Below are 947 nucleotides of genomic sequence, written 5' to 3' on the forward strand. Positions count from 1 at the left end.
GTGAAATAGCCCCCGAAAGGCCCGGACATGCTCCCCCATTTAGCTAAGTGGTAGGAGTAATGTTGGTATTATGACTGGTAGCAATTTTAAGATGGAAGTTCTGTCCGGTCCCGAGCGGCGACGGCGCTGGAGCACAGCAGAAAAGCTGGCGATCATTCAAGAGACCTACGAGGCGGACGCGACGGTGAGCATCGTTGCCCGTCGGCATGGCATCCAGCCGAACCAGTTGTTCGCATGGCGTAAGCTGGCTTCCCAAGGAGCGCTGATCGCGACGGCCGCAGATGAGGAAGTTGTTCCTGCTTCCGAATATCGGGCGCTTCAGAGCCAGGTGAAGGAGTTGCAGCGCCTGCTAGGCAAGAAGACGATGGAGAGCGAAATCCTCAAGGAAGCTCTCGAAATCGCCAACGGCCCAAAAAAACAGATGTTGCGTGCGCTCTCTCTTCCGAGGGACTTTTTAAAATGAAGACCGTCTGCGAGACTTTGGGTGTCGCCCGGTCGAATGTCGCCGCGCGTGCCGCAGGCTCCCCTTCCAGAGCCAGAGGACGGCCACCACTCCCGGATCGGCAACTGGTGGAGGAAATCAAGGCCATCATCGCCGACATGCCCACCTACGGCTATCGGCGTGTCCATGCCATTCTGCGCCGCAACGCCCGGAAAGACGGGCGTTCGTGGCCCAACGCCAAGCGCGTCTACCGGGTCATGAAGGTGCATAACCTGCTATTGGTGCGCCACACCGGGGCGGCTGAGGATCGTCTCCACGACGGTCAGGTCGCTGTCGAACGCTCGAACATCAGATGGTGCTCCGACGGCTTCGAGATCGGCTGCGACAACAAGGAGAAGGTCCGGGTAGCCTTCGCCCTCGACTGCTGCGACCGTGAGGCAATCGCCCATGTGGCCACCACCGAGGGCATCAAGAGCCAGGACGTGCAGGACCTCGTGATCACCGC

General features: G+C 59.8%; 1 pseudogene. It reads left to right on the forward strand.

Annotated features, from left to right (window positions below):
• Nucleotides 1–70 precede the first annotated feature (70 nt).
• Nucleotides 71–947 (forward strand): annotated as a pseudogene (locus tag AC070A_RS34610) (IS3 family transposase); the annotation flags it as partial.

The organism is Ensifer sp. GW101-20A05 (assembly GCF_059424735.1).